This window comes from Burkholderia sp. Se-20378, from assembly GCF_017104665.1.
Lineage (GTDB): Bacteria > Pseudomonadota > Gammaproteobacteria > Burkholderiales > Burkholderiaceae > Burkholderia > Burkholderia lata.
Genome location: NZ_JAAGPG010000145.1, coordinates 1 through 17,981, shown reverse-complemented (window position 1 = coordinate 17,981; position 17,981 = coordinate 1). Strand labels below are relative to the sequence as shown.

At 67.5% G+C, this 17,981-nt stretch carries 18 protein-coding genes; 6 read left to right on the top strand and 12 right to left on the bottom strand.

What is annotated here, in order from left to right; genetic code table 11:
* Together G3N93_RS17380 and G3N93_RS17375 are read left to right on the top strand one after the other, a co-directional pair.
* A partial coding sequence (locus G3N93_RS17380; RefSeq protein WP_206133576.1) for an amidohydrolase family protein occupies nucleotides 1-1,268 on the top strand: 1,268 nt, incomplete at its 5' end.
* 14 nt (nucleotides 1,269-1,282) lie between these two features.
* Complete coding sequence (locus tag G3N93_RS17375; protein WP_206133575.1) at nucleotides 1,283-2,008, top strand: aspartate/glutamate racemase family protein; 726 nt, start codon at nucleotides 1,283-1,285, stop codon at nucleotides 2,006-2,008.
* A 48-nt stretch (nucleotides 2,009-2,056) separates the two neighbouring features.
* Here the strand turns inward: G3N93_RS17375 and G3N93_RS17370 are convergent, their stop codons facing one another.
* Nucleotides 2,057-2,782, bottom strand: a complete 726-nt coding sequence (locus tag G3N93_RS17370; RefSeq protein ID WP_206133574.1) for an SMI1/KNR4 family protein — start codon at nucleotides 2,780-2,782, stop codon at nucleotides 2,057-2,059.
* A gap of 220 nt (nucleotides 2,783-3,002) precedes the next feature.
* On the opposite strand from G3N93_RS17370, the gene G3N93_RS17365 reads away from it, so the two are divergent.
* A complete protein-coding gene (locus G3N93_RS17365; protein WP_174936564.1) occupies nucleotides 3,003-4,244 on the top strand; it encodes an FAD-binding oxidoreductase in 1,242 nt (413 codons plus the stop codon).
* 30 nt (nucleotides 4,245-4,274) lie between these two features.
* Here the strand turns inward: G3N93_RS17365 and G3N93_RS17360 are convergent, their stop codons facing one another.
* The 9 genes from G3N93_RS17360 to G3N93_RS17320 form a co-directional block, all read right to left on the bottom strand.
* Nucleotides 4,275-5,030 carry a FadR/GntR family transcriptional regulator gene (locus G3N93_RS17360; protein ID WP_174950665.1) on the bottom strand — a complete coding sequence of 252 codons (756 nt, stop codon included), beginning with the start codon at nucleotides 5,028-5,030 and terminating at the stop codon, nucleotides 4,275-4,277.
* 68 nt (nucleotides 5,031-5,098) lie between these two features.
* Nucleotides 5,099-5,989: an amidohydrolase gene (locus tag G3N93_RS17355; RefSeq protein ID WP_206133573.1), complete on the bottom strand. Its 891-nt coding sequence runs from the start codon at nucleotides 5,987-5,989 to the stop codon at nucleotides 5,099-5,101.
* 60 nt (nucleotides 5,990-6,049) lie between these two features.
* Entirely contained in the window at nucleotides 6,050-6,991 is a 942-nt protein-coding gene (locus tag G3N93_RS17350) for an ABC transporter substrate-binding protein (protein ID WP_011354234.1), read from the bottom strand.
* Nucleotides 6,992-7,088: 97 nt separating this feature from the next.
* Nucleotides 7,089-8,126, bottom strand: a complete 1,038-nt coding sequence (locus G3N93_RS17345) for an ABC transporter permease (protein ID WP_174936552.1) — start codon at nucleotides 8,124-8,126, stop codon at nucleotides 7,089-7,091.
* Between the two features lie 16 nt (nucleotides 8,127-8,142).
* Nucleotides 8,143-9,681: a sugar ABC transporter ATP-binding protein gene (locus tag G3N93_RS17340; protein ID WP_206133572.1), complete on the bottom strand. Its 1,539-nt coding sequence runs from the start codon at nucleotides 9,679-9,681 to the stop codon at nucleotides 8,143-8,145.
* Between the two features lie 12 nt (nucleotides 9,682-9,693).
* A complete protein-coding gene (locus G3N93_RS17335) occupies nucleotides 9,694-10,470 on the bottom strand; it encodes an SDR family oxidoreductase (protein ID WP_174938998.1) in 777 nt (258 codons plus the stop codon).
* 43 nt (nucleotides 10,471-10,513) lie between these two features.
* Nucleotides 10,514-11,791, bottom strand: coding sequence for an L-fuconate dehydratase (locus tag G3N93_RS17330; protein ID WP_174936544.1), 1,278 nt, complete (start codon nucleotides 11,789-11,791; stop codon nucleotides 10,514-10,516).
* A gap of 23 nt (nucleotides 11,792-11,814) precedes the next feature.
* Nucleotides 11,815-12,657, bottom strand: a complete 843-nt coding sequence (locus G3N93_RS17325; RefSeq protein WP_206133571.1) for an ureidoglycolate lyase — start codon at nucleotides 12,655-12,657, stop codon at nucleotides 11,815-11,817.
* Nucleotides 12,658-12,698: 41 nt separating this feature from the next.
* Complete coding sequence (locus G3N93_RS17320) at nucleotides 12,699-13,463, bottom strand: SDR family oxidoreductase (RefSeq protein WP_206133570.1); 765 nt, start codon at nucleotides 13,461-13,463, stop codon at nucleotides 12,699-12,701.
* A 664-nt stretch (nucleotides 13,464-14,127) separates the two neighbouring features.
* Here G3N93_RS17320 and G3N93_RS17315 point away from each other — a divergent pair.
* The 3 genes from G3N93_RS17315 to G3N93_RS17305 all read left to right on the top strand — a co-directional run bounded on the left by G3N93_RS17315 (nucleotide 14,128) and on the right by G3N93_RS17305 (nucleotide 16,083).
* Nucleotides 14,128-14,418: a DUF3331 domain-containing protein gene (locus G3N93_RS17315; protein WP_011354227.1), complete on the top strand. Its 291-nt coding sequence runs from the start codon at nucleotides 14,128-14,130 to the stop codon at nucleotides 14,416-14,418.
* Between the two features lie 167 nt (nucleotides 14,419-14,585).
* Entirely contained in the window at nucleotides 14,586-15,572 is a 987-nt protein-coding gene (locus G3N93_RS17310) for an oxidoreductase (RefSeq protein WP_206133569.1), read from the top strand.
* 214 nt (nucleotides 15,573-15,786) lie between these two features.
* Complete coding sequence (locus G3N93_RS17305; RefSeq protein WP_174938990.1) at nucleotides 15,787-16,083, top strand: DUF4148 domain-containing protein; 297 nt, start codon at nucleotides 15,787-15,789, stop codon at nucleotides 16,081-16,083.
* 202 nt (nucleotides 16,084-16,285) lie between these two features.
* Here the strand turns inward: G3N93_RS17305 and G3N93_RS17300 are convergent, their stop codons facing one another.
* Complete coding sequence (locus G3N93_RS17300; RefSeq protein ID WP_206133568.1) at nucleotides 16,286-17,482, bottom strand: TauD/TfdA family dioxygenase; 1,197 nt, start codon at nucleotides 17,480-17,482, stop codon at nucleotides 16,286-16,288.
* A 22-nt stretch (nucleotides 17,483-17,504) separates the two neighbouring features.
* Nucleotides 17,505-17,981, bottom strand: a 477-nt coding sequence (locus tag G3N93_RS17295; protein ID WP_206133567.1) for an alpha/beta hydrolase fold domain-containing protein, incomplete at its 5' end; no start/stop codon positions are given.

Sequence of the window (17,981 nt, the reverse complement as noted above, 5' to 3'; positions counted from 1 at the left end):
TTGACACGCTCGCGCCCGGCCTCGCGCCGCTGCCCGGCGAACGCGTGATCGACGCGACCGACTGCGTCGTCTACCCGGGCTGGGTCAACACGCATCACCACCTGTTCCAGAACCTGCTGAAAGCCGTGCCGGCGGGGATCAACGCGGGCCTGCAGGAATGGCTCGCGGCGGTGCCGTATCCGCGCGTCGCACGCTTCACGCCGGCACTCGCGCGCATCGCCGCGCGGCTCGGCTTCGCGGAGTTGTTGCTGTCGGGCGTGACGACCTGCGCCGATCACCACTACCTGTATCACGCGGGCGGCACGACCGAGACCGGCGACCTGCTGTTCGACGAGGCGGCCAGCTTCGGGATGCGCTTCGTGCTGTGTCGCGGCGGCGCGTTGCAGGCGGCCGGCGATCATCCGGGCTTCGCCGGCACCGCGCTGCAACCCGAGACGCTCGACCAGATGCTCGCCGACATCGAGCGGCTGAAGGCGCGCTATCACGACGCGGGCACGGCATCGATGCGCCGCGTGGTCGTCGCGCCGACGACGCCGACCTTCTCGCTGCCGCCCGACCTGCTGCCCGAGGTCGCGCGTGCGGCGCGCGGGATGGGCCTGCGGCTGCATTCGCATCTGTCGGAGACGACGCGCTACGTCGATTTCTGCCGCGAGCGCTACGGCAAGCTGCCCGTCGAATTCGTCGCGGAACACGAATGGCTCGGCCCCGACGTGTGGTTCGCGCACCTCGTTCACCTCGAAGCGAACGAAATCGCGATGCTCGCCGAAACGGGCACGGGTTGCTCGCACTGCCCCGTCAGCAATGCGCGGCTCGGCAGCGGCATCGCGCCTGCGCCGCGCATGGCGACGGCCGGCGTGCCCGTGTCGCTCGGTGTCGACGGCGTCGCGTCGAATGAATCCGGCAGCATGACGCACGAAGCGAATTTCGCATGGCTCGTGCATCGCGCGGCGCACGGCGCGACGGCCACCACCGCCGAGGACGTGCTGCACTGGGGCACGCAAGGCGGCGCGCGCGTGCTCGGGCTGAACGCGGTCGGCACGCTCGAAGCCGGCCAGGCCGCCGATCTGGTGCTGTACGACGTGAGCGGGCCGCGCTTCAACGGCTTCCACGACTACGCGATCGCGCCAGTGACGGCCGGCGAGCCCGCGCCGGTGAAATACAACATCGTGAACGGCCGCGTCGTGGTGGACAACGGCGAGATTCCGGGCCTCGACCTGGCTGCGCTGCGCCGTGCTGCCGTCGACGCGGTGCAGCAGTTGCTCGATTGAACGGACGCCCTGCGATGAATCCGCGCATCCGCATCGGCATCCTGACGCCGTCGTCGAACACCGCGCTCGAACCGTTGACGACCGCGATCGTCGCCGGGCTGCCAAACGTCAGCGTGCATTTCGCGCGCTTCACCGTGACCCAGATTGCGCTCACCGAAGCCGCGCTCGACCAGTTCGATGCGGCGCGCATTCTGGTCGCGGCGCGGCAGCTCGCCGATGCGCGGGTCGACGTGATCGGCTGGAGCGGCACGTCGGCCGGCTGGCTCGGCTTCGAACGCGACGCCGCGCTGTGCCGCGGCATCGAGAAGGCCACCGGCATTCCGGCGACGACGTCCGTGCTCGCGTTGAACGAGTTGCTCGAGCGCACCGGCGTGCGGCGGCTGGGCCTCGTCACGCCGTATCTCGCCGACGTGCAGCAGCGAATCGTGCGCCAGTATGCGCAACTCGGCATCGATTGCGTGGGCGAGCAGCATCTCGGGTTGCGCGACAACGCCAGCTTCGCGGAGGTGCCCGATACGCAGCTTGCCGCGTTGATGCGCCAGGCTGCGCGGGCGCGGCCGGATGCGGTGACGACGTTCTGCACGAACCTGCATGCCGCCCATCTGGCCGGACCGTTCGAGCAGTCGACCGGAATCGCGGCCTACGACACGGTGTCGACCGTCGTGTGGAAAGCGCTGAGGATGGCGGGGGTCGATACGCGCGTGCTGGCGCGATGGGGGAAGCTGTTCGCGATGAATTGACGATGCGGTGGATGGCCCGTACGCGCGGCAGGCGCCGGGCGTGTCGGATCATCGCTTGTCGGCTTCGTCGACGAAAATCTCGAACCACGCGTTCATCACGGCCCAGCAATCCACGGGCTCGAGTTCGGTCGGGCGCTCGTGCCACCACAACCGCCCTGCCGGATTGCAACTGCCCGCCCCGTCACTCGAATCGACGCACAGCCAATCGCCGCCGCCGTTATGAAACACGGCCCGCACGAGATCCGGATTCACGCCGAGCTTGCGTGTCTCGGTGGGTGACAGGTCGAGCTTGTCCGCCAGCACGACCTGATCGGCGAGCGGCAACGGCCCCATCGAATTCGCCGGAAAGAACGTCCAGCCGTCGTGCACGGATCGATGGAAACGCCGCAGCGCTTCAGGCAGTGCGGTCCCGGGGAATTCATCATCCGGCCCCCGCTCGCCCAACGGCGCGCGGCCGATGAAGAAATTCAGGTCGTCGTGCTCGACCGTGTACGGATACAGCAGCACGACGTCGCCGCCGTCGCGGCGGAACACGGCCGGACGCGCGAGCTTGTCGCGAAAGAACTGCGCGACGGCCGGCAATCGATCGGTGACACCGGCCCACATCTGCACGAGCGTATCCGCCCGCATGTCGTCCGGCGTGGCGAGCAACGCGCGCCATGCAGCCGGCACGTCGACATCGGCCGGGATCTCGTCCGCCTCGAGCCAGACGCTGCCGGTCGCCCGCAAGCGCTTCAATTCCACCGCATACCCCGCTGCGGTCAACTCGATCATCGCGTGTCACCCTCGAAGGCCGGAACCCGCGCATTCTACTGCCCGCGTCGTCGCGACGATCGCGAATCGTCGCGCGTGGGCCACCTGCCATGCGCAGGCCGCACGCGTCCTCTTGGTGCGCTACGCCGCCGCGAGTATGCTTGCAGTTCGAAGAACGCTCTCCAACCCGGGTGCAAACGCCTCCTCGCGGGCGCGCGCCGCTAACCGTCACTCACCATCGATGGATTTCGACGTCATCGTTCTCGGCGCAGGCATCGTCGGCGTCTCCGCGGCACTCCACCTGCAGGATCGCGGCCGCAAGGTCGCCCTCGTCGATCGCGGCGCGCCCGGCGAAGGCACGAGCTTCGGCAACGCGGGGCTGATCGAGCGCTCGTCGGTCGAACCGTACCCGTTCCCGCGCAGCCCGTTCACGCTGATGCGTTATGCGCTGAACCGCTCGACCGATCTCTACTGGCACAGCGCGTCGCTGCCCGCCTTCGCGCCCTGGCTTGCACGTTTCTGGTGGGAGTCGGCGCCGCTGCGTCACGCGGCAGCGTCGCGCGACATGCTGCCGCTGATCGAGCGCTGCATCGTCGAGCACGACGCGCTGATCGCGCGGGCCGGCGCCGGCGAACTCATCCGCGCGAACGGCTGGCTGGAAGCGTTCCGCACGCCGGCCGCATTTGAACGCGGCGTAGCCGAAGCCGGACTCACCGCGCGCCGCCACGGTCTCGGCATCACGCCGCTCGATGCGGCCGCGCTGGCCGCGCACGAACCGAGCCTCGCGCCCGGCTTCTGCGGCGCGCTGCACTGGCTCGACCCGAAAAGCGTCGTCGACCCGTCCGAACTCGTCAAAGCGTACGCGCACCTCTTCGTGCAAGGCGGCGGCACGCTGTTGACGGGCGACGCCGCGAGCCTCGACGCGCTGTCGCCGGGCTGGCAGGTCAGCACGCAGGACGGCATGGCCGCCGCACCGGCCGTGGTCGTCGCGCTCGGCCCGTGGTCCGACACGGTGTTCGGCAAGTTCGGCTACAAGATCCCGCTGCGCGAGAAGCGCGGCTATCACATGCACTACGCGCCGTCCGCGCGCGGCGTACCGTCGGCGCCGATCGTCGATCGCGAATACGGTTACGTGATCGCACCGATGAAGCGCGGGCTGCGGCTGACGACCGGCGTCGAGATCGCGCGGCGCGGCCTGCCGCCCACCGGCGTGCAGCTCGAACGCGCGGAACGCGTCGCACGGCCCGTGTTCGGTTTCGGCGAACGGCTCGACCCGCAACCGTGGCTCGGCTTCCGGCCGTGCACGCCCGACATGCGCCCGGTGATCGGCCCCGCGCCCGCGCATCGCGGCCTGTGGTTCTCGTTCGGGCACAACCATCACGGCCTGACGCTCGGCCCCGTCACGGGCCGCCTGCTGGCCGAGATGATGACCGGCGAAGCGCCGTTCACCGATCCGGCGCCGTATCGCGCGGATCGCTTCTGACCCGGCAACAGGCCACGCTTCGACGCGCGCTCAGTCGAGCGCGCGGCCGAAGATGCGGATCACTTCGTCGAGATGCTCGGCCATCGCGCGGCGCGCGGCGTCCGGGTCGCGTGCGCGGATCGCATCGAGGATCGCGCGGTGCTCCAGTTCCGACCGATGCGGCATGTCGTTCGGCATGTACAGCGACTGCAGCCGCTGGAACATCAGGTCGTACTTGTGCGCGAGCAGCTGCTTGATCATCAGCGCATACGCGGCGTTGTCGCTCGCCTCCGCGATGCGGATATGAAACAGCCGGTCGCCCGGATGCGTGAGCGAGCCGCTGCGGTTGTCTTCCTGGTTGCGCAGGAACGCCTCGTGAATCCCTTCGATCTGCTCGTCCGAGCCGTGCTTCGCGGCCAGCGACGCGGCTTCCGGCTCGATCAGCCGGCGCGCCTGCAGCAGTGCGAAAGGCGGGATTTCGGTATCGAGGTCGAGTGCGATGCCGAGCTCGGGATCGATCTCGATGATCGTGAACGGCGCGGCTTTCGTATCGGGTTCGGGTGCGGTAGCGGCTTCAGGGTGGCGCACCTTCACGCCGTCGCCGACGCGCACGCTCACGAGCCCGCTTACTTCGAGTGCGATCAGCGCCTCGCGCACCGAGGTGCGCGACACGCCGAACTGTTCGGCCAGTTCGCGCTCGGGCGGCAGATAGCTGCCCGGCGGAAAATCGCCGGACTCGATCATCGCACTGAGCTTGTCGGCGATCTGCTGGTAGAGACGGCGGTTCTGAATCGGCTGGATGGACATACGTTGATGCAGGTGATCGGTTTCGTTCCGGACGGTCTGACGAATCGAACAGACCGTTCGCGCCTATTTTATATGCCGCGCGTCCCCGCGCCCGGCACCGCATAGCAACGCGCGGCCGTGCCGCCCCACAGCGCGTTGCGCTCGGCCGCCGACAGCCGCGACTCGGCCCAGCGCTCGATGATCGACGCGACTTCGTCATACGACGCGGCCAGCAGGCACACGGGCCAGTCCGACCCGAACATCAGCCGCTGCGGGCCGAACGCGTTGAGCGCCGCGTCGAGACACTGCTCGATATGGCGGACGTCCTTCCCGCGCAGGCCGCGCTTCCAGTCGACCTCGGTCACGAGCCCCGACAGCTTGCACGCGACATGCGGCAGCGCGCCCAGCTCACGCAACGCGGCGCGCCAGCGCGCCAGCGCCGTGTCGTCGCGCTCGAAGTCGGCGAGTGCCGGCTTGCCGACGTGATCGAGCACGAGCCAGTGCGCGTCGTGCCGCGCACAAAATGTCCACATGTCCCGCAACTGGTGCTCGAACGCGAGCACGTCGTACACGTACCCGTTCGCCTGCAGCCACGCGATGCCGCGATTGAAATCCGGCTCCGCGACGAACGCGCCTGCATCGGCTTCGTCCTGCACCTGGTGACGGAAGCCGCGCAGCTTCGGGCTGCGCCATTCGGCAACGCGATCGGCGAGCTGCGGCGCGGCGAGATCCTCCCAGCCGACCACCGCCGCGATGCGCGCATCGTCGCGTGCGAGATCGAGCAGGAACGCCGTCTCGTCGCGCCCGGCGCGCGCCTGCACCGCGATCGACGCGCCGATCGCCTGCGCATGCATCAGCGGCCACAGCGCGTCGGGCAGGTAGTCGAGCGCAAGCACCCCCATCCCGGCGCCGATCCACGGATAGTCGGCGGCGCGATAGCGCCAGAAGTGCTGATGGGAATCGATACGCACTGCGCCCATGATGCCCTCGTGTCCGGTCGCCACGACGGCGGCGCATGCCGCCGCCGCTCGACGCAACGTTCAGTCGTACAACACCGCCGCGATCTTCGGATCGTCGATATTGGTCTTGTCGTACCAATAGAAGCCGGTATCGATGACCTTCGGCAGCTTCTCGCCCTTGATCGCCTTCACGGCTGCCTCGACCGTCTTGTAGCCGATCCCGATCGGGTTCTGCGTGATCGCGCCGGCCATCAGCCCGCTGCGGATCGCGTCCTTCTGCTGCTTGCCGGAATCGTAACCGACGATCACGACCTTGCGCTTCATCTCGCGCACGCCGTTGACCACGCCGATCGCCGAGCCTTCGTTGGTGCCGAACAGCCCCTTGAGCTTCGGATACGCCTGCAGGATCGACTTCGTCACTTCGGTCGACTTCAGCTGGTCGCCTTCGCCGTACTGCACGGTCACGACCTGCACCTTCGGGTGCGCCGACTTCATCCGTTCGAGGAAGCCGTCGCGGCGGTCGATGCCGGTGCGGCTCGTCTGGTCGTGCGCGACCACGGCCACCTCGCCTTCGTCGCCGATCAGCGCGGCGAGCTTGTCGGCGGCGAGCGACGCGGCGGCCTTGTTGTTGGTCGCAGCCGTCGTCACCGGGATGTCGCTGTCCACGCCCGAGTCGAACGCGATCACCGGGATCTTCTCGGCCTGCGCCTTCTTCAGCAGCGGCAGCGCGGCCTTGCTGTCGAGCGCCGCGAAGCCGAGCGCGGCCGGCTTCTTCGCGATCGCGGCCGACAGCATGTCGATCTGCTTGTCGACCATCGCCTCGGTTTCGGGCCCTTCGAACGTCACCTTCACCTTGTAGTCCTTCGCGGCCTGCATCGCGCCCGCTTTCACGGCCTGCCAGAACTGATGCTGGAAGCCCTTCGAGATCAGCGGGATGTAGGTTTCCTGCGCCTGCGCGCCGGCCGTGACGCCGACGGCGAACGTCAGCCCGACGATCGCGTTCAACACCTTGCTCCTGATCACTTCGCGTCTCCTTTTTTCGTATCGACTCAACCGACTGGAACGACTGGGACGCCGGCCGGAACCGGCGATGAAGCACATGCCTGCGTGAATGCGTGCGTCAGCGGCGGCGCCGGCGCAGGATGTCGACGTAGACGGCGAGGATGATGATCACGCCCGTCACGACCGTCTGCCATTCCTGCGCGACCGACATGATGCGCAGGCCGTTCGTCAGCACGCTCATGATGAACGCGCCGATGATCGTGCCGACGATGCTGCCCGCGCCGCCCGACAGCGACGTGCCGCCAATCACGACGGCCGCGATCGCATCGAGCTCGTAGCCCTGACCGAGCGCGGGCTGCGCGGAATTCAGCCGCGACGCGATCAGCAGCCCCGCGATCCCGCACACCGCGCCGCTGAACGTGTAGACCGCGATCTTCCACGCGTCGACGTTCACGCCCGACAGCCGCAGCGCTTCCTCGTTGCTGCCGAGCGCAAACGTGTAGCGGCCGAAGATCGTCCGGTTCAGCACGATCGACGCGCCGATCGCGACGAGGAACAGGATCAGCACCGCGTTCGGAATCGGCAGCGCGGGAATCAGGTTGCCGATCAGCGAATCCTGCGCGATCGACGTGAAGCCCGGCGTGTCGTTGAAGTAGATCGGCCGCGTGCCCGAGATCACGAGCGACAACCCCTTGAGCAGCATCATCATGCCGAGCGTCGCGATGAACGGCGGCACCTTCATCTTCGCGATCACGAAGCCCGACACGCAGCCCGACAGCGCGCCGAAGAACAGCGCCGCCAGGATCCCGAGCGGCAGCGGCATGCCCCAGTTCGTCAGCACGACGCCGGCCATCACCGCGCAGAACGTCATCAGCGTGCCGACCGACAGGTCGATGCCCGACGTGATGATCACGTAGGTACAGGCGACGGCCAGCACGCCGTTCACCGCAGTGGCCTGCAGGATCGCGACGAGGTTGTCGACTTCGAGGAAGTTCGGCGACGCGATGCTGAAGAACACGATCAGCAGCACGAGGCTCGCGAACGCGAGCAGCTTCTGGCGCGCGGCCGGGTTGAAGAAGCGGGCTTTCAGGCTCGCTGCCGCGGCCGGCGTGTCGCCGGGCGCGAGAGGCGGAACGGGATGCGTATCGTTGGACATGATCGTAGGGATTGAATCAGGACAATACGGTCGACTCGCGCTGCGTCGCGAGCTGCATGATCTTTTCCTGCGTGGCGTCGGCCGCGCGCAATTCGCCGGTCACGCGCCCTTCGCACATCACGAGAATCCGGTGGCTCATGCGCAGCACTTCGGGCAACTCCGACGAGATCATCACGATCGCCTTGCCGTCGGCGGCGAGCGCGTCGAGCAGCTTGTAGATCTCGCTTTTCGCGCCGACGTCGATGCCGCGCGTCGGCTCGTCGAAGAACAGGATGTCGCAGTCGCGCAGCAGCCACTTCGCGATCACGATCTTCTGCTGGTTGCCGCCCGACAGCAGCCGCGCCGGCTGTGCGACCGACGGCGTGCGGATCGCGAGCTGCCGCACGTACGCCTGTGCGGTGTCGCGCAGCGCACGCGCATCGAGAAACACACCGCGGCGCACGAAGCGGCGCAGGCTCGACAGCGCGATGTTGTTCTGCACGTCCATCCCGACCGCGAGCCCGAAGTGCTTGCGATCCTCGGACAGGTAGCCGATGCCATGCTTTACCGCGTCGGCCGGCGTGCGGATCGTCACGGTCTTGCCGTGCACACGGATCTCGCCTGCGTCGACCGGGTCCGCGCCGAACACCGCGCGCGCGACTTCGGTGCGGCCTGCGCCCATCAACCCGGCGAAGCCGAGGATCTCGCCGCGCCGCAGCGTGAAGCCGACATCGCGAATCGCGCGGCCGCGCGACAGCCCGCGCACTTCGAGCGCGACGTCGTTCGCGGACGTATCGGGCGGCGTGCGGAATTCGGTGGCGAGCTGGCGGCCGACCATCATCGCGATGATCGTGTCCATCGACGTGTCCGCCATCGGCACGGTCGCCACATACTTGCCGTCGCGCATCACGGTCACGCGATCGGCGATCTGGCGCAGCTCGTCCATCTTGTGCGAGATGTAGACGATGCCGACACCATGCGCGCGCAGGTCGCCGATGATGCGGAACAGCTCGGCGATTTCCGCGTTGTTGAGCGCGGCGGTCGGTTCGTCCATGATCAGTACGCGCGAGTCGAACGACAGCGCCTTCGCGATCTCGACCATCTGCTGCTTCGCCACCGTGAGCTGTCCGACCGGTGTGCGCGGGTCGAGATCGAGCCGCATCCGCGCGAAGATCGCGGCCGCGTCGCGATTGAGTGCCGCTTCGTCGACGAACACGCCGAAGCGGCCGCGCGGCTCGCGACCGATGAAGATGTTCTGCGCGACGCTCAGGTGGTTCATCAGGTTCAGTTCCTGATGGATGATGCCGATTCCGAGCGCCTGCGCGGCGCGCGGATCGGCGATCTCCACCGCACGGCCGTCCATCCGGATCTCGCCGTCGTCGCGCTGGTAGACGCCCGCGAGAATCTTCATCAGCGTCGACTTGCCGGCGCCGTTCTCGCCCATCAGCGCATGCACTTCACCGGCACGCAGGTCGAAACGACAATCGTCGAGCGCCTGCACGCCCGGGAAGCGCTTGCCGATACCGGTCAATGCGATCAACGGCGGCGCGGCGTTCGAAGTCAGGTCGGGTTGCATGGATCGCGGCCCCTAGCTGATCGCACGGTCGAGATGCGTATAGCCGCCGTCGACGAACAGCCACTGGCCCGTCGTGTGCGATGCGCGCTCCGACAACAGGAATACGGCCGTATCGGCAATTTCGTCGGCCGTCGTGAAGCGCTTGCCGAGCGGCACCTTGCCCGCGATGCCGGCCAGCTTCGCGTCGGGGTCGTCGAAGCCGGCGAGCCAGTTCCGGTACAGCGGCGTCATCACCTCGGCCGGAATCACCGCGTTCACGCGCACGCCTTCGTCGCGCAACGCGACCGCCCATTCGCGTGTCAATGCGAGCTGTGCGCCCTTCGATGCGCAATAGCCGCTCGTGTTGCCCTGCCCGGTCACGGCCGTCTTCGACGACAGGTTGACGATCGCGCCGCGCGTCGCCTTCAGGTGCGGCACGCAGTAATGCGCCATCACGTAGTAGTGGATCAGGTTGCGTTCGAGCGACGCAACGAACGCATCGCGACCGGCATCGAGCCCGATGCTATCGTTGACACCCGCGTTGTTGACCAGGCCGTCGATGCGGCCAAAACGCGCGATGGTTTCCGCAACCGCTTCGCGGCACTGCCCATCGTCCTGCAATTCGACCGGGATGCATGCGGCCTGCGGCTGCTTCTGCAAAAGCGCGCGCCAGAACGCATCGTCGGGCGCGTGGCGCGCGAACACCACCGGAATCGCGCCTTCTTCGGCCAGCCGCATCGAGATCGCGGCGCCGATGCCCGACGCGCCGCCGGTCACGATCACGACCTTGTGTTGCAGATTCAAATCCACTTCGCGTCTCCGTCGTTCATGTTGTCGGCACGCTCAACGCGTGTCAGCCGCGGAACCGGTACTGCTCCAGCGATTCGGGCTTCATCTCGATCGAGAAACCGGGCGCCGTCGGCGGCATGTACGCCGCGCCGCGCACGATGCACGGTTCGACGAAATGCTCGTGCAGGTGATCGACGTACTCCGTCACGCGCCCTTCCTTCGTGCCCGCAATGCAGATGTAGTCGATCATCGACAGATGCTGCACGTACTCGCACAACCCGACGCCGCCCGCATGCGGGCACACGGGCAGCCCGTATTTCGCGGCCATCAGCATCACCGCGAGAATCTCGTTCACGCCGCCGAGCCGACACGCATCGATCTGCACGACGTCGATCGCGCCGCGCGCGATGAACTGCTTGAACAGCACGCGGTTCTGGCACATCTCGCCGGTCGCGACCTGCACGGGCCCGATCGCCTTGCGGATCTTGCGATGCCCTTCGACGTCGTCGGGGCTCGTCGGCTCCTCGATGAACCACGGCCGCGCGAACGCCAGCTCGCGCACCCAGTCGATCGCTTCGTCGACTTCCCATACCTGATTCGCGTCGATCATCAGCTTGCGGTCCGGGCCGATCACCTCGCGCGCGATCGTCACGCGGCGGATGTCGTCCTCCAGGTTCGCGCCGACCTTCAGCTTCACGTACTCGAACCCTGCTTCGACCGCTTCGCGGCACAGTCGCCGCAGCTTGTCGTCGCTGTAGCCGAGCCAGCCGGCCGACGTCGTGTAGCACGGGTAGCCGTCGCGCTCGAGCAGTGCGATCCGCTCGGCCTTGCCGGGCGCCTGCCGGCGCAGCAGGTCGAGCGCTTCGTCCGGCGTCAGACAGTCGGTCAGGTAGCGGAAGTCGATTGCACGCACCAGCGCCTCGGGGCTCATGTCGGCCACCAGCCGCCACAGCGGCTTGCGTTCGGCTTTCGCCCACAGATCCCATACCGCATTGACGACGGCCCCCGTCGCCAGATGGATCGCGCCCTTGTCGGGGCCGATCCAGCGCAACTGGCTGTCCGACGTGACGTGCCGCCAGAAGCGGCCCATGTCTTCGCGAATCCAGTCGAGGTCGAGGCCGACGACGAGGTGACGCATCGCGTCGATCGCCGCGCAGCATATCTCGTTGCCGCGCCCGATGGTGAACGTGAGCCCGTGACCTTCGAGCCCGTCGCGGTCGGTTTCGAGCACGACGTAGGCCGCCGAGTAATCGGGGTCCGGATTCATCGCATCGGAGCCGTCGAGCTGGCGCGAGGTCGGGAAGCGCACGTCGAGGACGCGCATCGATCGAATGATAGGCATGACGAATCGTCCGCGAAAGGAAATCAGGCCTGCACGGTGCGCTGGCGTTGCTCGCCGAGCCCGTCGATGCCGAGCGTGATCACCTGCCCGGCGCGCAGATAGACGGGCGGTTTCTGCCCGAGACCGACACCCGGCGGCGTGCCGGTCGAGATCACGTCGCCCGGCTGCAGGCTCATGAAGCGGCTCAGGTAGCTGATCAGGTGCGGCACGCGGAACACCATCGTCGCGGTCGTGCCGTTCTGGTAGCGATGGCCGTCGACGTCGAGCCACAGTCGCAGCACATGCGGATCGGGCACTTCGTCGGCCGTCACGAGCCACGGGCCGAGCGGCCCGAACGTGTCGTTGCCCTTGCCCTTGTCCCACGTGCCGCCGCGTTCGAGCTGGAATTCGCGTTCCGACACGTCGTTCACGACGCAGTAACCGGCGACGTGCGACAGCGCGTCGGCTTCCGCGATATAGCGGCCGCCCTGGCCGATCACCACGCCGAGTTCGACTTCCCAGTCGGTCTTCTCCGAGCCGCGCGGAATCTCGACGTCGTCGTTCGGCCCCGAGATCGCGCTCGTCCACTTGCCGAACACGACGGGCTCCTTCGGCACGTCCATCCCCGATTCGGCCGCGTGGTCGGAATAGTTGAGCCCGATGCAGATGAACTTGCCGACGCGGCCGACGCACGCGCCGAGCCGCGGCGTGCCTTCGACGAGCGGCAGCGACGACGGCGGAATGTCGCGCAGCCGCGCGAGCGACGCAGGCGACAGCGCGTCGCCGGCGATGTCGTCGATCACGCCGGACAGGTCGCGAATGTGGCCATGCGCATCGAGCAGGCCCGGCTTTTCATGGTGTTTGTCGCCAAATCTCAGCAGTTTCATGTCGTGTTGAGCCGATACGGAAAGTGAATGGGAAGGCGCGGTCAGTTCGACCAGCCGCCGTCGATCAGGTGAATCGCGCCGGTCGTGAACGACGCTTCGTCGGATGCCAGGTACAGCGCGAGCGCGGCCACTTCTTCCGCGCTGCCGATGCGTCCGATCGGCTGGCGCGCGACGAACGCCTGGCGCACCTCGTCGGTCGACACGTGGCGCGTGCGCGCCTGGTCCGCGATCCGCTGCTCCAGCGACGGCGATTCGATCGTGCCCGGACAGATCGCGTTGCAGCGGATGCCCCGCTCGACGAAATCCGCGGCTACCGCCTTGGTCAGCCCGATCACGGCCGCCTTGGTCGTGCCGTAGACGAAGCGGTTCGGCACGCCCTTCACGCTCGACGCGGCCGACGCCATGTTGATGATCGACGCGCCGCCGGCCTCGAGCATCGCGGGCAACAGCGCGCGGATCAGCCGGTACATCGACGTGACGTTCAGGTTCAGCGAGAACGCCCATGCTTCGTCGTCGCAGTCGAGGATCGAGCCGTGGTGCACGAAGCCCGCGCAGTTGAACAGCACGTCGAATGCACGCTCGCTCGCGGCGAGCGCCGCGACGTCCTGCGCATCGGTCACGTCGAGCCGCCGCGTGGTCAGCCGGCCGCCCGCGCGTTCGGCGTCGGCCTCGAGCCGCACGAGCGCGGCTTCGTTGCTGTCGGTCGCCAGTACGTTGGCGCCCTCGCGCGCGAACCGCAGCGCGGTCGCGCGGCCGATGCCCTGCCCGGCCGCCGTCACCAGCGCGCGTTTGCCCTGCAATCTCATGAGCACCTCTCCCGAAAAAGCCGGCCACCCATCGGCCGATTGGCACAAAGGACTAAAGGTCCAACCAATCATAGGGAGGGATTTCGCGTTTGTCACGGGATCGGGATTCAGTATTTACCCGAGCAGGTAAATCGGGCGGTTGAACAGGGTTCGAGGTTCGACCACAACCGGGAGCGCGTCCCGGGATCCGGACAAATCCAATACCGGCGAGCCTTCCAGTCAGCTTTTTCGCACATGCCCGGCGCCGCACCACGCCAAACTGACGAAAAAGTCATGTTCGCGTCAGGGTCTCAACGGGATGCGCGCGCCATCATGGCGTACCGGACTGCGCTTCCGGTCCATCGCCACCCCGCCCGCGTTCGATCCCTGCGGGCACCTCCGTCCCCCGGCGATGGGCTCCGTGACTGGGCGAGCAGACACGGCGCGCAGGCCGATTTCCCGCCCCGGACTTTGCGTCCGGGGCGTTTTTGTCTGTGCTTTCCAAGAAAATAAGCGTGGATTGTTTCTAAATCGGCAAAAGGTAATTTGAGCCAGACAGGATGTTTTTTCCGGTCACAGACGCTTACATTTAGCGCACCACTCATGGAAACCGCTACGGATTCGCCATCGGGTAGTGACATCCACTGCCAAGGCCGAAACCGCACGAGCTTTAGGAAACGGCAAAATGAAGGCCCCCAAATCCCTGCCTGCGCTCGATCCCGCCGACGTTCACGTCGAAATCCTCGAACGTTCCGATACGCTGCTCGTCGTCCGCTGGGTCGAACCCGGCCGCTGTCACTACGGTGAACAGCGCTGGCGCCGCCGCTTCGCGCAACGCACCGGCACCTGCGCGCTGTCGCGCCAGGTGATCCACCGCGGCGACGAAGTCTTCCGCCCGGCCGAACGCCCGGCCCCCGCGAACGCAGCCGCGATGATCTCCGCCGCCGAAGTGCTCGCGCTGGCCGGCGGCAGGTAAATCCTGCCGGCCGCGCGTCACGGCACGCGGCGCCACACGATGCGACGGCCCTAGAAGTGCCGGTCTAATTCCCCCGCTTGTCTGCCACGCCCGCGCGCACTATCGTTACACCACTCAATGTAATGATTACGCGTCGCGGCCGCCCGGTCGCGCCGATGGAGGCAGACATGCATGCATGGAGCGCGCGCCACGTCCCGGCGCAAGGCGGCAAGGTCGCGGTCGTGACCGGCGCCAACAGCGGGCTCGGCTGGCAGCTGGCGGAAACGCTGGCCGCGAAAGGCGCGACGGTCGTGATGGGCTGCCGCGACGCGGCCCGCGCCGCACAGGCGGCCGATGCGATCCGCCGGCTCCATCCCGATGCCCGCGTCGAAGTCGACGCGCTCGACCTCGCCGATCTTGCATCGATCGCCCGCTTCGCGGCCGATGTGGCCGAACGCCATGGCCGCGTCGACATCCTCTGCAACAACGCCGGCGTGATGTTCCTGCCGCTGCGCCATACGCACGACGGCTTCGAGATGCAGTTCGGCACCAACCACCTCGGCCATTTCGCACTGACCGGCCATCTGCTGCCCGCGCTGCGCGCCGCGCGCCGGGCACGCGTCGTGACGATGTCGAGCGGCCTCAACCGCGGCGGCCGGATCCGCGTCGACGACCTGCGCGCCGAGCATCGCTACAACCGTTATCTCGCTTATTGCGACAGCAAGCTCGCGAATCTCGTGTTCGCAATCGAGTTGCAGCGCCGCTTCGAGCGCGCGGCGTTCGCCGGAATCAGCGTGGCCGCGCACCCCGGCTACGCGGCGACCAACCTGCAGTTCGCGGGCCCGGCGATGGACAGCTCGCCCGCCCGTGCCGCGCTGATGCGCGCCGCGAACCGTTATCTCGCGCAACCGGCCGACCAGGGCGCGCTGCCTGCGATTCATGCGGCAACCTCGCCCGATCTCGCTGGCGGCGCTTACATCGGGCCGTCCGGATTGTTCGAGTCGCGCGGGCTGCCGGCGCCCGCGAGCGTGCCACGCGCAGCGCGCGACGTGGCCTCGGCGGCACTGCTGTGGGAAGCCTCGGAAGCCGCGACGGGCGTGCGCTTCCTCAGTTCGGGCGCGCCGGCCGGACGCTCGCCGGGCCGGCCGTTCGACACGGTGGCCGAGGTGCGCTGAAGCGCGCTTCGCCCTCCGCAATATTCGTCATACTTGTTGCACCAATCGAAAAGAAAGCTGGTTGAAAGCATGATCCGACAGACTACTGTTACCGCTCAGGAAACAATCTATCGTCAAAATCAGCGTTTACCCTGAACCTTCCGATGACTAAGATTTGATCAATCGCTTAAGACATGGTGTCGAGAGCGAACTCAATAAAACACCGGAGGTCATCATGAAATCGCTCGTTTCCGCAGTCGTTGCCGCTGCCGCCCTGTCCGCTTCGTTTGGCGCATTCGCCCAAAGCACCGTGACCCGCGCTCAAGTGCGCAACGAACTGGTTCAGCTCGAACAAGCCGGCTACAAGCCGGGCCTGTCGAGCCCGTACTACCCGAACGACATCCAGAGCGCCGAAGCGCGTGTTCATGGTGCCGACACCAGCGGCTACGGCGCGCAACCGGCTCCGGTCGTCCACTCGGGCGCCCCGGCAGCGTCGTCGAACGCTCGCGACTCGATCTTCTTCGGCCAGTAAGCCGATGCGCCCTCGGCGGGCGCCGCGCGTCGCGCGATGAAGCACGAAAGTCCGGACGAGCCCCCTTGCGGGGCTCGTCCTTTTTTATGAAACGCATACCTCCGCCGCCCGGCAACGGGTGGCTTCGCCCGGACGCCTGGCGTCCGGGCGCTTTTTCATCTGCGAGGTAGGCGTACGGGCATGGTGAAGGCGGGCGCAACCGTCAGCGCGATACAGCCGCCGCAGGCGCCGATCGCGACAACACGCGCCACCGCGACAGCAACTCGTCGCGATCGACGTAGCAGCCCTGCAGGTGCCGGCGTCCGGTAGACGGATCGAACTCGGTGCGCGCATGCAGCACGCGCCGGTTGTCGAACGCCCACATGTCACCCGCCCGCAGCCGGCGCTGCACGCGAAAGCGCGGCTCGCGCGCCAGCGCGAGAAACCGCCGGTACGCACGATAGACGGCCGCGACCGAGCCGGCCGGTGCATCGAGCGGCCCGCGCAGGAAGTTCGCGACGCGCACCTCGGTCACGTTGCCGCGCGCATCGAGCCCAATCACCGGCGCCGAGCAGCGGTAGTCGCTGTTCGCACTCTTGTTCCAGAACTCGAACGGCGTCGCCGCGAGTCGTTCAAAATCGGCCGGATGCTCGCGCCGCAGCGCATCGGCAAGCGCGAAGCCGTCGAGGAACACGCTGTCGCCGCCGGTTGCATCGTTCGCGAGGCAATGCAGGAACTGCACGCCCGGCTGCAACTCGCGGGTCGGCAAGTCGGTATGCGGCGGCAGGTTCAGCGACGTATACGCATTGCTGTCCGGGCGCGGCTTCGATTCGACGTCGAACAGCACGCCGAAATTGCTCTCGCGGATCAGGCCGATGCGGCGCGCGATCTCGTCGACACGGCCACGCTCGGCGGGTACGCCTTCGACGAGCGTCAGCCCCGTGCGTTGCAATGCGGCGAGCCACGCGAGCAATGCGCCATCGTCCTCCATCACGTCGCGCCACGCGAACACGCCGATGGCCGTCGCATCGTCGCCGGCCCATACGTGCCGCCCGTGCGCAGCCTGACGCTCGGCGCGCGATGCGTCGTCGTACGCATGCGTGCGCAACCAGCCCGGCGACCACGCACTGCGATGTCCGTCGTTCCACTCGACGTGCAGCGCGCCGTCGGTTTCGACATGCACCGTGAGCGCGGAGAGATCCTCGCGCGCGTCGGCGATCTCGAACACCTGTTCACGCGTGACGGCATGCACGCACGCGGCACACGCGCAGTTGTCGCGCAGCCAGTCGAAATGAAACGGCGATCGTCGCGTGTCGCTCCACTCGACGTCCACTGCGCCATCGCCAATCGTCGCCGCCGCAATGGCCGCGTCGGCCGAAAACGTCCGCCAGTCCTCGATACGGTGTTGCGCTGCCTGCATCGTTGCCTCCCGGAAACGCCCGCTACGCGTGTGGTGCGAGCAGAAACCCGCCGACCGTCCGGTGCAGCCGCGCCGCCTGCGGGCTCGTCCCGAGCGCGCGCCAGCAGCCGTGCACCAGCCCCTCTCCCATCCAGTAATGCGCGGCACCGCCGGCCGCGCGAATCCGTTCGACATACACGCGCGCATCGTCGCGCAATGGATCGTGTTCCGCGCCGATCGCGAGCACGGGCGGCAGGCCGTCGAAACGCGAAGCCGCGAGCGGTACCGACGCGCGCAGCAGCGGGTTGCCGTCTCCCAGCGCGTCGAGCAAGCCGCCTTCCCAGTACAGCGCGCGATAGCGATGGACGTCGTCGAGCGTCAGCATCGGCGCGTGCGCTTCCGTTTCGCGCGCGGGCGATTGCGGTTCGAACCCGAGCATCGGGTAGACGAGCGCGATGCCGTCGACACCACCTTCGCCCGCATCGCGCAACGCGGTGGCCACGGCCGCCGCGAGCATGCA

Coding starts and splice junctions, on each gene's coding strand:
- G3N93_RS17320 (WP_206133570.1), bottom strand. CDS start 13,463: ATGAGATTGCAGGGCAAACGCGCGCTGGTGACGGCGGCCGGGCAGGGC.
- G3N93_RS17375 (WP_206133575.1), top strand. CDS start 1,283: ATGAATCCGCGCATCCGCATCGGCATCCTGACGCCGTCGTCGAACACC.
- G3N93_RS17340 (WP_206133572.1), bottom strand. CDS start 9,681: ATGCAACCCGACCTGACTTCGAACGCCGCGCCGCCGTTGATCGCATTG.
- G3N93_RS17300 (WP_206133568.1), bottom strand. CDS start 17,482: ATGCAGGCAGCGCAACACCGTATCGAGGACTGGCGGACGTTTTCGGCC.
- G3N93_RS17325 (WP_206133571.1), bottom strand. CDS start 12,657: ATGAAACTGCTGAGATTTGGCGACAAACACCATGAAAAGCCGGGCCTG.
- G3N93_RS17310 (WP_206133569.1), top strand. CDS start 14,586: ATGCATGCATGGAGCGCGCGCCACGTCCCGGCGCAAGGCGGCAAGGTC.
- G3N93_RS17345 (WP_174936552.1), bottom strand. CDS start 8,126: ATGTCCAACGATACGCATCCCGTTCCGCCTCTCGCGCCCGGCGACACG.
- G3N93_RS17315 (WP_011354227.1), top strand. CDS start 14,128: ATGAAGGCCCCCAAATCCCTGCCTGCGCTCGATCCCGCCGACGTTCAC.
- G3N93_RS17365 (WP_174936564.1), top strand. CDS start 3,003: ATGGATTTCGACGTCATCGTTCTCGGCGCAGGCATCGTCGGCGTCTCC.
- G3N93_RS17355 (WP_206133573.1), bottom strand. CDS start 5,989: ATGGGCGCAGTGCGTATCGATTCCCATCAGCACTTCTGGCGCTATCGC.
- G3N93_RS17370 (WP_206133574.1), bottom strand. CDS start 2,782: ATGATCGAGTTGACCGCAGCGGGGTATGCGGTGGAATTGAAGCGCTTG.
- G3N93_RS17330 (WP_174936544.1), bottom strand. CDS start 11,791: ATGCCTATCATTCGATCGATGCGCGTCCTCGACGTGCGCTTCCCGACC.
- G3N93_RS17305 (WP_174938990.1), top strand. CDS start 15,787: ATGAAATCGCTCGTTTCCGCAGTCGTTGCCGCTGCCGCCCTGTCCGCT.
- G3N93_RS17360 (WP_174950665.1), bottom strand. CDS start 5,030: ATGTCCATCCAGCCGATTCAGAACCGCCGTCTCTACCAGCAGATCGCC.